This window comes from Streptococcus oralis (assembly GCF_026782125.1).
Classification (GTDB): Bacteria; Bacillota; Bacilli; order Lactobacillales; family Streptococcaceae; genus Streptococcus; species Streptococcus oralis_CE.
On record NZ_JAKUVY010000015.1, the window covers coordinates 1,434 to 1,834 of the forward strand.

The following is a 401-nucleotide window of genomic DNA, read 5'->3' on the forward strand; positions in this document are numbered from 1 at the left end:
AAACTCGGAGCAGCAGGTTCTACGATCAACCTTAAGGACGAGCCTGTTCCAGCTGTGTTCAATGTAACAGCTAAGAAAGTGGTAGAAGGTCGTACAGATAAACTTCCAAAAGCGGATGAGTTTACCTTTAACCTATATACAGCAGAGAACTTGAAGACTCCAGTAGCCACAGCGAAATCAAAAGCTGATGGAACGATTACCTTCGAGAACATTGAAGTAAAAGGTGCGGGAACTTACCACTACGTCATCAAAGAAGATACTTCAGCAGCAATCAATGGTATCACTTTTGATGAAGCAGGTAAGGAAGTTACTGTAACAGCAGCTTTCCAAGGTGGAGTATTGACAGCTTCTGTTACTTCAGCAGAACCAACTTTCACTAACACTTATAAAGCAGCTTCAAC

Annotated in this window: 1 protein-coding gene; it reads left to right on the plus strand. The window is 42.1% G+C overall.

The annotated features are described in order from the left end of the window. Positions 1-401 (plus strand): Spy0128 family protein (locus tag MK385_RS09765; RefSeq protein WP_326845587.1); only part of this gene is annotated, 401 nt, incomplete at both ends.